The sequence below is a fragment of the Streptomyces sp. PL-25 genome, from assembly GCF_058344915.1.
The window spans coordinates 795,816-808,576 of record NZ_CP136997.1 but is presented as its reverse complement, the minus strand read 5'-3'; the positions used below and the strand labels follow the sequence as shown (position 1 = coordinate 808,576).

9 protein-coding genes are annotated in these 12,761 nt (G+C 74.5%); 3 read left to right on the top strand and 6 right to left on the bottom strand.

Going from position 1 to position 12,761, the window contains the following annotated elements:
* Positions 1–321 precede the first annotated feature (321 nt).
* Positions 322–1,446, top strand: coding sequence for an L-cysteine desulfhydrase Cds1 (gene cds1, locus R4Z62_RS03480; protein WP_355475757.1), 1,125 nt, complete (start codon positions 322–324; stop codon positions 1,444–1,446).
* A 28-nt stretch (positions 1,447–1,474) separates the two neighbouring features.
* Here cds1 and R4Z62_RS03475 read toward each other — a convergent pair whose 3' ends face one another.
* Entirely contained in the window at positions 1,475–2,362 is an 888-nt protein-coding gene (locus R4Z62_RS03475) for a DeoR/GlpR family DNA-binding transcription regulator (RefSeq protein ID WP_491519092.1), read from the bottom strand.
* A gap of 339 nt (positions 2,363–2,701) precedes the next feature.
* Here R4Z62_RS03475 and R4Z62_RS03470 point away from each other — a divergent pair, with 339 nt between their 5' ends.
* Positions 2,702–5,176, top strand: coding sequence for a hypothetical protein (locus R4Z62_RS03470; protein WP_491521833.1), 2,475 nt, complete (start codon positions 2,702–2,704; stop codon positions 5,174–5,176).
* Here R4Z62_RS03470 and R4Z62_RS03465 read toward each other — a convergent pair.
* The 4 genes from R4Z62_RS03465 to R4Z62_RS03450 all read right to left on the bottom strand — a co-directional run bounded on the left by R4Z62_RS03465 (position 5,146) and on the right by R4Z62_RS03450 (position 9,846).
* A complete protein-coding gene (locus R4Z62_RS03465) occupies positions 5,146–7,587 on the bottom strand; it encodes a right-handed parallel beta-helix repeat-containing protein (RefSeq protein WP_491519091.1) in 2,442 nt (813 codons plus the stop codon). The two genes, R4Z62_RS03470 and R4Z62_RS03465, sit on opposite strands and share 31 nt — an antisense overlap.
* Positions 7,588–7,779: 192 nt before the next feature.
* Positions 7,780–8,385 (bottom strand): Rv1733c family protein, encoded by a 606-nt coding sequence (locus tag R4Z62_RS03460; protein WP_491519090.1) that lies wholly within the window; start codon positions 8,383–8,385, stop codon positions 7,780–7,782.
* 165 nt (positions 8,386–8,550) lie between these two features.
* A complete protein-coding gene (locus tag R4Z62_RS03455) occupies positions 8,551–9,375 on the bottom strand; it encodes an MOSC domain-containing protein (RefSeq protein WP_491519089.1) in 825 nt (274 codons plus the stop codon).
* A gap of 42 nt (positions 9,376–9,417) precedes the next feature.
* Positions 9,418–9,846, bottom strand: a complete 429-nt coding sequence (locus tag R4Z62_RS03450) for a DUF6643 family protein (protein WP_026253062.1) — start codon at positions 9,844–9,846, stop codon at positions 9,418–9,420.
* A 299-nt stretch (positions 9,847–10,145) separates the two neighbouring features.
* Between R4Z62_RS03450 and R4Z62_RS03445 the strand changes: the two genes are divergently transcribed.
* On the top strand, positions 10,146–11,498 hold the full coding sequence (locus R4Z62_RS03445; RefSeq protein WP_491521832.1) for a TerD family protein: 1,353 nt from the start codon (positions 10,146–10,148) through the stop codon (positions 11,496–11,498).
* Between the two features lie 24 nt (positions 11,499–11,522).
* On the opposite strand, the gene R4Z62_RS03440 is transcribed toward R4Z62_RS03445, so the two are convergent.
* Positions 11,523–12,692 carry a glycosyltransferase gene (locus tag R4Z62_RS03440; RefSeq protein WP_385491844.1) on the bottom strand — a complete coding sequence of 390 codons (1,170 nt, stop codon included), beginning with the start codon at positions 12,690–12,692 and terminating at the stop codon, positions 11,523–11,525.
* Between the last annotated feature and the right edge of the window lie 69 nt (positions 12,693–12,761).

Here is a 12,761-nt window from a genome sequence, read left to right as displayed (position 1 = left end):
CGCGGACCGGCGCGGTTCCTCCGGGGCCCGGTGCGCCCCGGCGGGCTGTTCGTCCCGCGCGGTGCAGTCTGCCCCGCTTCGGCAGCGGGCACCAGTGCGCGCGGGACACCGGACGGACCGTGCCCGGAGCACTGGCGCGAACGCGCCCCCGGACGTGCCCGCCATGCGCCGCCGACGCGCTCTGGCGTGCCGTGCCCCAGGGCTGCCTTTGAGCCGCCCAAAGTAGCGTTTATGCAGGTGAGAAGCGTGGAGAAGGTGTCTATCATCGAGAGCGTCCGGCCGTGCGACACGCCGTCGCGGCCCAGTGTGAGGAGTCCCGCCGTGAGCACCATCGAGCAGCGCCGGACCGGCGAGACCCAGGACGTCGACCGCAGTGACGCCGGCTACCGGGACTGGCTCAAAGAAGCCGTACGCAAGGTCCAGGCGGACGCCAACCGCTCGGCCGACACCCATCTGCTCCGCTTCCCGCTGCCCGAGGAGTGGGGCGTCGACCTCTATCTCAAGGACGAGTCGACGCACCCGACCGGCAGCCTCAAGCACCGCCTGGCGCGCTCCCTGTTCCTGTACGGCCTGTGCAACGGCTGGATCCGCCCGGACCGCCCGGTCATCGAGGCGTCCAGCGGATCGACGGCCGTCTCCGAGGCGTACTTCGCCAAACTGATCGGCGTCCCCTTCATCGCGGTGATGCCGCGCACGACGAGCGCCGAGAAGTGCCGCCTGATCGAGTTCCACGGCGGCCGGTGCCACTTCGTGGACGACCCGCGCACCATGTACGAGGCGTCCGCCCGGCTCGCGGTGGACACCGGCGGCCACTACATGGACCAGTTCACCTACGCCGAGCGGGCCACGGACTGGCGGGGCAACAACAACATCGCCGAATCCATCTTCCGCCAGCTGGAGCTGGAGCGGTTCCCCGAACCGGCGTGGATCGTCGCCACCGCGGGCACCGGCGGCACCTCCGCGACCCTCGCGCGCTACGTCCACTACATGCAGTACGACACCCGTGTCTGCGTCGCCGACCCCGACAACTCCTGTTTCTTCGAGGGCTGGACCAGCGGTGACGCGGACGTCACCTGCGAGCGCGGCTCACGCATCGAGGGCATCGGCCGCCCCCGGATGGAACCGAGCTTCGTGCCGGGCGCCATCGACCGGATGATGAAGGTCCCCGACGCGGCAGCCGTCGCCTCCGTACGCGCCCTGGAACGGGTCATCGGACGCAAGGCGGGCGGCTCGACCGGCACCGGTCTGTGGAGCGCCCTGAAGATCGTCGCCGAGATGCGCGAACAGGGCCGCCGGGGCAGCGTGGTCACCCTGCTGTGCGACCCCGGCGACCGCTACCTCGACAAGTACTACTCGGACACCTGGCTGGCGGAACAGGGCCTGGACCACGCGCCGTACACGGCGGCCCTCGACACCTTCCTCACGACGGGCACCTGGCCGCGCTGACGCCGCCACGGGGCGCCCGGACCGGAACTCAGCCGGCGGACCCCTCCGCCGGCTCCGCGGACTCCACCGACTCCACGGACCCCGCAGGCTCCTGGGCCGGCTCCTGCTCGGGCTCGCCCGCCACGACCAGCCGCAGGTGCTCCGCGATCTCGGCGCGCGCCCCGCCCGGCAGCCCTGCGTCCGTCACCAGCGTGTCCACCTGCTCCAGCGTCGCGAACGAACTCAGCCCCACCACACCCCACTTGGTGTGGTCGGCGACCACCACGACCCGCCGCGCCGACTGCACCAGGCGCCGGTTGGTCTCCGCCTCCGCGAGGTTCGGCGTCGAAAGACCGGCCTCCGCCGATATCCCGTGCACCCCGAGGAACAGCATGTCGAAGTGGAGCGCCGCGATCGCCTGGTCGGCCACCGGCCCCACCAGCGAGTCGGACGGCGTGCGCACCCCGCCGGTCAGCACCACGGTCGCCGCCCCCTGCCGCTGGCCCGAGGTGCGCTGCGCCGTGTGGAACACGTCCGCCACCCGCACCGAGTTGGTGACCACGGTCAGATCCGGCACGTCCAGCAGATGATGCGCCAGGGCGTACGTCGTCGTACCGCCCGACAGGGCGATCGCGGAGCCCGGCGCGACCAGCCGCGCCGCGGCCCGTGCGATGTCCTCCTTGGCCGTCAGCTCCAGCCCCGACTTGGCCTCGAAACCCGGCTCGTGCGTACTGGCCTCCACGACCGGCACCGCGCCGCCGTGCACCTTCTCCAGCACGCCCTGACGGGCCAGCGCGTCCAGATCACGCCGTACGGTCATGTCCGACACGCCGAGCTTGCGGGTCAGTTCGTTGACCCGGACCCCGCCGCGCCGCCGGACCTCGTCGAGGATCAGAGCGCGCCGCTGCTCCGCGAGGAGGTTCTGATTCTCGCTCACGTGTGCTCCGGTTCCTTTCGCCTCGGGCCCGTACGGCCGCCCCGGCCCACCCGGTCCGACCAGGAGGTCCGACCCGCCCCGGTGCGGGCGTCCCATCCTCGCACGGGCCGCCCGTACCGGTGCCATCGCCCGTCCGCAGCGCGTGTGCCGGGGACGCCGCGCCGGGCAGCCGCGGCCCGCACGTCACCCGGATCGGGGAGATTCCGTGACAAGGGCTGTGCCACGGGCCGCGGACCGAGATCCTGGTGGGGACCGGCGAGGACCACGGCGCGTCACGGGGGAGGTGCGGCGATGGAGCGGACACGACGGCACCCGGCGGCCGAGGAGGAACCGGACCGCATGCGCCCGAACCTGACGGCCGGCGAAGCACCGGACGGCACGCGCCCGGACCCGGTGGACACGCCCGCCGGCCCGGCCCCGCCCGCCCTGGAACTCCTCGTCCACGGCGTCGGCGGCACCACACCCGAGCAGATGCTCGACGACGGACGCACGGTCCGCGTCACCGGCGACGACACCGCGGCCGTCTACCGGCGCGCCGCCGACGCCGACGCCGACGCCGAGACCCGGCCCCGGGCCCACGACGGCCGGCCGGTGCCCGAGGCGTACGTCTGGTGCAACCTCACCTCCGGCGACGGCAGCCGCGCCCTGTGGCTGTTGCTGCTGCCGTTCATGGTCGTCAACCTCGCCCACTGGATGCGCCCCGCCGCCCACCGGCGCCCGCGCACCGTACGCCTGTACGGCCTCCTGGTCCGTCTGGCCGGACTGACCCTCACCGTGCTGCTCGTCGCCGCCGCCTGCGAGGTCGCGCTCGACCTGGCCGCCTGGCAGTGCGCGGGCACGCGCGCGTGCACCTCGCGCCACTCCTGGCTGGGCTTCCTGGCACCCGCGTCGGGCGGCTGGTGGAGCGAGCCGGGCCGCCGCCTCGCCCTGGCCGCCCTGGTCCCCGCCGCCCTCACCGGCCTGCTGTGCTACCTCTCGCACCGCACCTGGAGCGCCTACGAGTCCCAGCAGCCGCCCGCCCCGGGCGACGGACCCGGGGAACCCGGCGGCGGTGCCCTGGCGCGCCCCGGCTTCTGGTACGGCCGCCGCCTGGTGGCCCGGCTGCGCGCCGCCCACACCGCCGCCGGACTGCTCACCGTCGCCGCGGCGGTCGCCACCCCGGCCGCGCACTTCGACCGGCGGCCCGGCGGTCCCGCCGTCCTGGACGCCCTCGGCTGGCTCCTGCACGCCGCCCTGCTCGCCACCGGCGCCGCCGCGGTGGCCGTCGTCTGCCGCCGGGGCCGCAGCGAACACCGGCCGGACCGGCGCCTGGACCGCCGCCTCGCCCGATGGCTGCCGCTCGGCGCGCTCCTGCTGCTCCTGCTCGCCGTCCTCTACGCCGGCTGGTCGCGCCCGGCCTGGACATCCACCGGCAGACTGCCGGGCGACGCCTCCTTCGGCGCGCTCTCCCTGACCCAGGGCCTCCTGGTCGTCGCCCTGGCCGCCACCGCCCGCACCCTGCACGGCAGCCGCCCCGCAGGCCACAGCCCCACCGACGCCCCGCCCGGACCCAGGGCCGCGCTGCACGGACAGGGCGGACCCGCGGTCGCGATGCTGGCCTGCGCGCTCGGCGGAGTGATGTCCGGCGGCGTCGCCCAGCGGGTGGCCGACTGGCTGGACGGAACCGGCGGACGGCTGCCCGGCCCGCCGGTCCTGCTCACCTGGCAGGCGTCCGTCATCCCCGTGGTGCTTCTGCTGCTGCTGACGCTCGCCGCACGCCTCGCCGTACGCACCTGGCGACTGGCCCGCACGGAACGCGCCCGCGTGCTCCGCGACCTCGCCGGCCGGCCCGCCGACCGCGAGCGCACCCGCCGGATCGCCCGCACCCGCGCGATGGCCACCCTCACCGACGAAGCGCCCCTCGCCGTCGGCGTCGTCTCCGCGGCCACCCTGGCTCTCGGCACCGCCGCACTCATCGGCGCCCTCGGCACCGGCCGCACCCCCGTCCAGGCCGCCGGCGGAGCGCATCCCGCCGTCCAGGGCGCCGCCCAGACCGCACAGGCGCTGGGCTCCTGGCTCGTCGGACTCGGCTTCGTCCTCTTCGTCACCTGGGGCCGGCGCGCCTACAAGGACGCCTCGGCCCGGCGCACCATCGGCATCCTCTGGGACGTCGGCACCTTCTGGCCGCGCGCCGCCCACCCCTTCGCCCCGCCGTGCTACGCCGAGCGCGCCGTGCCCGACCTCACCTGGCGCATGGCGACCTGGACCCGGGCCACCGGCGGACGGCTGGTCCTCTCCGGACACTCGCAGGGCAGCGTGCTGGCCGCCGCCGCGGCCTGGCAGCTCACCCCCGCGGTCCGCGCCCGGGTCGCGCTGCTCACCTACGGCTCCCCGCTGACCCGCCTGTACGGCCGCTGGTTCCCGGCCCACTTCGGCCCCGACGCCCTTGCCGCGCTGCACCGCGACGTGGACTGCTGGCGCAACCTGTACCGGCTCACCGACCCCATCGGCGGCCCCGTCCTGCCGTCCCGCGACGGCACCGGACCGGACGTCGACCGCGCCCCGCTCAAGGACCCGCTCGTCTACGGCCGTACGGCACGGCACCCGCTGCCCGCCCCGATCCTGGGCCACTCCGACTACCAGGCCGACCCGGCCTTCGCCGAGGAACGCCGACGGCTCCTGGCGCGGCTGCGCCCGGACCTGCCCGCGCCGCGCCCCGCGCCCGGCGACGCCGCCGACCCGGGCTCCGCGCCCCCGGACACCGGATCCGGGAGCGAGGCGCCGCCGCCGGACACCACCGGGACTCAGGGCAGTTCGGGCAGATCCTCGGCGTAGAGCAGCGTCAGATCGTCGGTGTCGGGGTCGTCGAGCTGCGCCACCCGGCTGGCATGGCGCTCCACCATCGCCTCGAACGTCTGGCGCGCGGTGCGGCCGTTGCCGAACGCCGCGCCCCGGGGAAGCTCCGTGAAGTACTTCAGCAGCGCCTCGGCCGTCCCCTCCGCGAGCCGGTACTCGTGCTCCTCGGCCTGCTGCTCCACGATCCGCAGCAGCTCCCCGGGGCCGTAGTCGCCGAAGGTGATGGTGCGCGAGAAACGCGAGGCCACGCCCGGGTTGACCGACAGGAAGCGCTCCATCTCCGCCGTGTACCCGGCGACGATCACGACGACCGCGTCGCGATGGTCCTCCATCAGCTTCACCAGGGTGTCGATGGCCTCCTTGCCGAAGTCGCGTCCGGCGTCCTCGGGGGAGAGGGCGTACGCCTCGTCGATGAACAGCACTCCGTCGCGCGCCCGCTCGAACGCCTCCTGGGTGCGGATCGCGGTGGAGCCGATGTGCTCGCCGACCAGGTCGACGCGTGACACCTCCACCAGGTGGCCCTTCTCCAGCACCCCGAGCGAGGCGAGGATCTCGCCGTACAGGCGGGCGACCGTCGTCTTGCCGGTGCCGGGGGAGCCGGTGAAGACGAGATGGCGTTTGACGGAGGCGGCCTTCAGACCGGCCTGCTGCCGCCGCCGGCCCACCTCGATCATGTCGGTGAGGGCGCGCACCTCGCGCTTGACGCTGTCCAGGCCCACCAGCGCGTCCAGCGCGCCGAGCACGTCCTTCGCGGTGCGCACGGGCTGCTCGGGCCGCGGCTCGGGCGGCAGGTGCCGAGGCTCGGTGTTCCGCTGCCCGGGGATCACGCCGAGCAGCCCGGACGAGGTGTCCGCCGTCTGTACGGCCGTCTCCCTGGGCGCGGACGCGGGCGGGCGTACCCCGGCGCTCTCGTCGCTGGTGCAGTCCTCGACCACCGGTCCAGCCCCGGCCGCCGGGTCCCCGCCGTCCGCGAACTCGTAGCCGCCGCGCGCGCAGCGTTCCGTACGGCACTTCCGCAGTGTCGTACGGCAGCCGTCGATCACATGGAAGCCGTAGCCGCCGCTGCCCGTCACCCGGCAGCCGAGGAAGCTGCCCCGGCCACCGGCGGAGACGTAGAAACCGGCCTCGGCGGGGGAGACGACGGTGCAGCGCTCGATGGTGGGGTCGGCGCCCTTGGTGACGATCACACCGGTCTGGGTGGCGTCCACGGTGCAGTTGTTCAGGGTGCCGCCGCTGCCGTGGTCGCGGAACCAGGCACCGGTGGCGGCCTCCTTGATCCGGCAGTCGTCGAGCTGCGCGGTGGCGCCGTCGCTCACCGACACCGCCGTGTTGCGCACCTGGGACAGGTCGCTGTCGACGACGTCCGCGCGGGAGCCGCGGTCCAGGACGAACAGCGCGTCCGGCACGTCGTGCACCCGGCAGGAGTCGAGGACCGCGGTCGCCCCGTCGCTGACCCACACGGCCGGGTAGTCGCCCGTACTGTCGGCGATCTCGCACTGGTTGGCGTCCACGCGGGTGCCCGGGTCCCACACCGACAGGCCGTTGCGCCCGAAGCGGTGCACGGTGGTGCGGGTCAGCGTCAGCACGGAGCGCGACCTGAGGTCCACCGCGTTCTCCGGGATGTCGTGCAGCCGGCAGTCGGCGAGGGTGAGCACGGCGTCCGTGTCGAGGGTGACGCCGTCCGCGGTGGTGCGGTGCACCTCGCAGTCAGTGAGGTGCGCGGAGGCGCGCCCGCTGACCTGCACGCCGCTGCCGCGGACCTCGTAGACCTCGCAGCCCACCGCCTCCAGCGCGGAGTTGTCGCCGGTCACGGCGAGTCCGGGGCCCGAGGTGTGGTGGATCCGGCAGCGTTCGAACCGGGGGCGGGCGCCGTCGCGGACCGCGACCCCCGACTGCCCGGCGGCCACGACCTCGCACTCCTCGAACACCCCGCCGGCCAGGCCGAGCACGGCGATGCCGATCCCGGCCGGATTGTCCACCGTGCACCGCCGCACCGTGGGCCGGGCGCCGCCGCGCACCTCAAGACCGGAGGCGGACCGGGTCACGATCCGCAGGTCCCGCAGCTCCGGCGTGCCCTCCTCCACCAGCAGCGCGGGCGCGGTCGGGTCCTGGCCCTCCACATGCAGGTCCTGCACCACCGCGGAGGCGCGCACGGTCAACGGGACACCGTCCAGGGGTGCGATGCGCACCGCGCCGGGGGAGCCCTCGGGGCCGCGCAGGGTCACCGGCCGCTGGACGACGAGGTTCTCGCGGTAGGTGCCCGGGGCGACGGTGAGGACGTCGCCGTCCGCCGCGGCCTCCAGGGCCGCGGCCAGCGATGCGTACTCACCCGTGCGGCGCCGCCACCGGGATGTGCCGGTGTGCGTCACCTGGACCGTGCCCTGTGCCATGGCGTTGCCGTGCCCCCACCTCGTCGTACTGATGGCTCGTTCACCTTCGGGGCGCCGCACCCGGTGGCGGGACCGCGGCCGTGCTCAGCCCTTCGGGCCGCCGCGCGCACGCGCGCGGAGAGTCGCCGATCGCGTCGGCCGGTCCACCGTAGCGCGTGCGTGGACGGTCGGTTGACCGGAGTCGCGGCACCGTCAGCTGCCGGCGCCGGTGCGGCCCCAGTCGGGACCCGCGCGGTCCCATGCCTGGTCCCAGCGGGCGTACCTGCGGCGGACCAGGCGCCACAGGACCAGTCTGCGTATGCACTCGGTCAGTCCGGCCGCCGCCAGAGCGGTGCCGAGTCCGGCCAGCACCGCGTGGGTGGTGGCGGTGGCGGTGTCCAGGGGGCGGGTGACGGTCCGGCCGTGCCGGTCGGTCCACAGGCCGAAGTGGTCGCCGGGGTGCGGGTGTCTGAGGTCGGTGCTGGCCGGGCCGTGCCGCCGGGTGCCGTCCGGTCCGGTCCAGTCGGCGAGGACGCGGCTGCGGATCTCCCGGCCCGTCGCGATCTCCGGGTCCGGCGCCGGCGCGGACGCGGTCAGTCGGCGCACGACGACGGCGGAGATCAGGTGCCGGGTGCGGTGCTGGTCGCGCACCGTCCGCTGGAGGGCGTCCTGCGTGACGGAACCGACGAACGAACCGAGCACGGGGGCGACGACCAGGACGAGCAGCAACGTGGCCAGGGCCAGCCAGGATTCGACCAGATCGGTGGTGCGCCGCAGCGGGTTGTGCCGCCAGCGCCAGAGTCCGCAGATCGCTCGCACGCTCCCGCACCCCCTTCCCGCTCCGTGATAACCCCCGGCGGAGCCGTTCGTCCGCGAACCCGGTCGAAGAGAGAGGTACATCACCCCGCACGGGGACTCTCACGAACCTCTCACGAAACCCCAACGAGCGGGCCGCCGCCGCGGGTTCCCGGGACGGGGCGGATGTCACTCCAGGATCGTGACCGGGTCGCCGAGACGGATGGTGCCGGTCGTCTCGGGCACCAGGTTCTGCCCGAAGACCAGGGAGCCGCCGAACCGGCGGTGCCGGCCGAGGGCGCGCAGCGGCTCCTTGCCGCGGGCGCCGGTGTCCTGGTCGGTGGTGGTGACCACGCAGCGGCCGCACGGCTTGGCGACCCGGAAGGAGACCTCTCCGATCGCGACGCGCTGCCAGTCGTCCTCGGCCCAGGCGGCGGTGCCGCCCACCACGACACTGGGCCGGAAGCGGTTCATCGGCACCGGGCCCTCCTCGGCGCGGTCGCCCTCGGCGATCAGCGAGTTGAGGGAGTCGAGGGAGGACAGCGACGTGAGCAGCAGCGGGTAGCCGTCGGCGAAGCTCACGGTCTCGCCGGGGCGCGCGAAGGCCGGGTCGACGGGGCGGCGGGTGGCGGGGTCGTCCATGTGCGCGAGGCGCACCTCGGCGCCCACGAGGGCGCTGCACCAGGCGTGCGCGGCGTCGTCGGCCGCGACGGCCTCCACCTTGTCGCCGAAGATGTCCACCGTGACCGTCGTCCCCGGTACCGGCACGGGGACCGTGAGCGGCTCGTGTCCGGGAGCGGACAGCCGCAGGCCGCCGCCGGGCATCAGCTCGGCGACGGCCGGTGCGAGATGTGGCCGCTGACGCTGGGTGACGACCTTTCCCCCGTCGTCGATCAGCACCCAGCGCCGGTCCCCGGCCAGTCCCCAGGGCTCCACCACGGCCTCCCGCAGCCCCACGGGCCGGAAAGCCTTGACCGGGTGGATGTGTATCGAGCGCAGTTCCGCAGTCCCCATGACCTCATCCTGCCAGGTGGCACGGACAGCCGGGGGGAGCGGTCAGTAGCCGCGGTACTGCTGGTTGTTGTACGGGTCCTGGTACGGCGCGGCGGCCGGCCGCGGGGCCGCGGGGCGCATCGCCTCGTAGCCGGTGCCGTTGACCATCGGGCGGGGCAGCTGCTGCTGCGGGCCCGGGTAGCCGCGCGGGGCGGCGGCCTGCTGCGGGATGTAGGCGGCGGGGGCCTGCTGGAGCGGGGCGGGCTGCTGCGCCTGCGGGTAGCCGTAGGCGGGCTGGGACGGGGCTGCCGGCAGGGCGGGCAGCGCCGAGGGAAGCGCGGGCAGGTGGCTTCCCGTGTCGTACGGCGCGGGGACCCGGATCGGGGCGATCTGCGGGGTGCCCCGCTCGGCGACGAGGGAGTCGTAGATCGGGGTGTCCGGGAAGGAGGCGGAGTAATAGCCGCCGCCATAAGTGGAGCGGGGGGAGGTCATGGCCATAAGTTAAGCCCACGATGTGCTGGTTGGGGAGACCGATAAGAGGGTTGTTTTCCGTGTCGGCGGTGACGTGGGATCCCCAATACGAGCGAAATTGACAAAAAGGGGCGCCGCGGACGGCCCGGATCCTGTAAAAGAGCAGGGTTCTGGGGGGTTACCGGCGGTCTCCCCGGTCGGTTCCGCCGCTCGCTGTGGGAGTTGTGCGCCGCCGGGCATAGGTTGGGCGGGGAGTGAGCCGACGAACTGCCGTGAGCCGGGAAACGGCCTGGCCGAAGTGATGGGGGCGCGACATGTCCATGCCGAAGGGATCGAACACGCCGGTGCCGACGACGGCCCTGCGCGTCGAAGTGGGCCGGCGTTCCGGTCCCGGCGTCCCCGACGTGGACGCCTCCGCCCTGCTGCTGGCACCGAGCGGGAAAGTGCGCTCGGACGGCGACTTCGTCTTCTACAACCAGCCGGCCCACACCTCGGGCGCGGTACGGCACGAGGGCAAGCGGGACGCCGCGGGGCAGGTGACGGACACGCTCGTCGCCGACCTCGCGCGCGTGGAGGCGGCCGTCGACCGGATCGTGCTCGCCGCGTCGGCGGACGGCGGCGCCTTCGGCCAGGTGCCGGGCCTGTACATCGAGGTGCGGGACGCGGCGGCCGGTACCGTCGTCGCCCGCTTCGACAGCACCGGTGCCAGTGTCGAGACCGCCTTCGTGCTGGGCGAGTTCTACCGCCGCCAGGGCGCCTGGAAGTTCCGGGCCGTGGGCCAGGGATACAGCAGCGGACTGGAGGGGCTGGCCACGGACTTCGGCATCACCGTCGACGAACCGCAGCACGCCGCGCCGCCGCCCCCGGCGGGCCGTGCTGCGGCACCGCCCGCGTTCCCGCCCCCGGCCCCGGCGACGGCCGCCCCCCTCGCGCCGCCGCCCCCGACCGGCCCCCCGGTGCCCCTGCCGCCGCCCGTCGGCGCCACCGGTGCCGTGCCCCCGCCGCCTCCGCCGCCGGCTCCCGCCGCGGCCCCCGTGCGCCTCACCAAGGTCACGCTCACCAAGGCGGCGCCCTCCGTCTCGCTGGCCAAGCAGGGCGGCACGTCGGGCACCATGCGCGTCAACCTCAACTGGCAGATGCGCAAGCAGTTCTCCGGCTGGACGGGCAAGCGCGGGCGGGCCACCGCCATGCACTCCGACCTCGACCTCGACCTGTGCGCCCTCTACGAACTCAGCGACGGCCGCAAGGGAGTCGTCCAGGCCCTCGGCAACGCCTTCGGGGCACTGCACCGGCCTCCGTACATCCACCTCGACGGCGACGACCGCACGGGCGCCGTGACCGACGGCGAGAACCTCACCCTCAACCTCGACCACACGCACGACTTCCGGCGTGTCCTCGTCTTCGTGACCATCTACGAAGGAGCCCGGTCCTTCGCCGACCTGCACGCCACGGTCACCCTCCAGCCGCAGCACGGCGCCCCGGTCGACTTCTCCCTGGACGAGTGCACGGTCCCCTCGACCGTCTGCGCCCTCGCCCTGATCACCAACACCGGCGGCGACCTCGTCGTCCAGCGCGAGGCCCGCTACCTGGTCCCCGCGCGCGGGGTGAGCCCCCAGCGCACCGTCGACCACGCCTACGGCTGGGGCATGAACTGGACCCCCGGCCGCAAGTGAGCCCGGTCCCTCCCGCAGCCCTCCTCAGCCCTCCTCGGGCACGGCGTCCGGACGCGCGTAGGTGCGGCCCTTCCAGGCCGCACCCCGCCCCCGGTAGTGCTGCACGGCCGAGTCCACCGTCATCAGCAGATAGAGGAACGCCGTGAACGGCAGCAGCGGCGCGAGCCACAGCGGCTGGCGGTAGTACCGCAGCATCGGCGCATACGTCGCCGCCATCACCAGCCACGCCCCGCCCCCGGCCGCGGCCGTCGCCGCGCCGCCCCACCACAGCCCCGCGACCAGCGCCACCGGCGGCACCAGATACACCAGCGCCAGCCCCGCCACCGTGCCGGCCAGCACCAGCGGGTTGTGCCGCAACTGCGCGTACGCGCTGCGCGAGACCATCCGCCACAGATCGCGCAGCCGCGGATACGGGCGCACGCTGTCCACCCGCTCGGCCAGCCCCAGCCAGATGTGCCCGCCGCCGCCCTTCACCGCGCGGGCCAGGGCCACGTCGTCGATCACCGCGTGCCGGATCGCGTCCGGGATCCGCGCCCGCTCGGCCGCCTCGGCGCGCAGCAGCACACAACCGCCCGCTGCCGCCGCCGTCCGCCCGCCCCGCCGCCCGATCCACCGGAACGGATACAGCTGCGCGAAGAAGTAGACGAACGCCGGTACGACCAGCCGCTCCCACAGGCTCTCCACCCGCAGCCGGGCCATCTGCGAGACGACGTCGAAACCCCCGGCGCGCGCGGCGGCCACCAGCCGGCGCAGGCTGTCCGGGGCGTGCGCGATGTCCGCGTCCGTCAGCAGCAGGTACTCCGGCGCACGCGCGCGTGCCAGCGCGATGCCGTGCCGCACGGCCCACAGCTTGCCGGTCCACCCGGCCGGCGGCTCACCCGGCGAGTCCACCGTCAGGGGCAGCCCGCCGCCGCGCCGCGCCAGCTCGCGGGCCAGCTCCCCGGTGCCGTCGGAGCTGCCGTCGTCGATCAGGAACACCTCCGCCCGCCCCGGATAGTCCTGCGCGAGCAGCGACGGCAGGCTCTCGCCCAGCACGGCCGCCTCGTCCCGCGCGGGGACCACCACGCAGACGGCCGGCCAGTCCTCGGGGCCCGGCTCCCGCCCCGCGGGCAGTCTCACGTCCGTACGCCAGAAGAACCCCTGGCCGAGCAGCAGCCACAGCCAGGCGGCGAGGGATCCCAGGGCGGTCCACATGATCACGCTCACCCCCGCAGTCTGCCCCACCCGGACGGCCGGTTCGAGGGGATCGTCTATCGTGGCCGG

Excerpts from the sequence above, each read along its gene's own strand:
- R4Z62_RS03470 (WP_491521833.1), top strand. The coding sequence starts at position 2,702 with ATGCGCCCGAACCTGACGGCCGGCGAAGCACCGGACGGCACGCGCCCG.
- R4Z62_RS03465 (WP_491519091.1), bottom strand. The coding sequence starts at position 7,587 with ATGGCACAGGGCACGGTCCAGGTGACGCACACCGGCACATCCCGGTGG.
- R4Z62_RS03455 (WP_491519089.1), bottom strand. The coding sequence starts at position 9,375 with ATGGGGACTGCGGAACTGCGCTCGATACACATCCACCCGGTCAAGGCT.
- R4Z62_RS03450 (WP_026253062.1), bottom strand. The coding sequence starts at position 9,846 with ATGACCTCCCCCCGCTCCACTTATGGCGGCGGCTATTACTCCGCCTCC.
- R4Z62_RS03445 (WP_491521832.1), top strand. The coding sequence starts at position 10,146 with ATGCCGAAGGGATCGAACACGCCGGTGCCGACGACGGCCCTGCGCGTC.
- R4Z62_RS03440 (WP_385491844.1), bottom strand. The coding sequence starts at position 12,692 with ATGTGGACCGCCCTGGGATCCCTCGCCGCCTGGCTGTGGCTGCTGCTC.